General features: G+C 62.5%; 1 pseudogene. It reads right to left on the bottom strand.

The annotated features are described in order from the left end of the window. Nucleotides 1-71: 71 nt before the first annotated feature. A pseudogene (locus tag IE126_RS25600) lies at nt 72-347 on the bottom strand (hypothetical protein); the annotation flags it as partial.

Here is a 347-nt window from a genome sequence, read left to right as displayed (position 1 = left end):
ACCGGGCGGAAGCCAGCGGGTGCCGATCTTGACTGCATGCGCCAGGCGCACTTTCACCAGCGCGTCAGCCATCAGCTCTGCCCCGCATTCTGGAACAGGAAGCCCGCGTCAGCACCAACGATATAGGGGCGGCGCTCGGTCTTCGTGCCGTAAATCCAGCTGTCGTTGCTGTCCAGGAAATACGGCTTCTGGATCTGCGGGTAGCCCGACAGCTCATAGGTGTAGCCGAAGGCGGGAACCCGGTAGTTGGTGCCCTTCGGGACATAGGCGAGGATCGCGTCATCGCCCCAGATATCCGTCGCTGGGACATCGTCCCCCGCATTTTCAGGCAGGAAGACCGCCTTGCC

The sequence above is a fragment of the Gemmobacter nanjingensis genome (assembly GCF_014652195.1).
Taxonomy (GTDB): domain Bacteria; phylum Pseudomonadota; class Alphaproteobacteria; order Rhodobacterales; family Rhodobacteraceae; genus Gemmobacter; species Gemmobacter caeni.
Note: the sequence above shows the minus strand (reverse complement) of the source record. Positions and strands in the feature narration are given on the sequence as shown.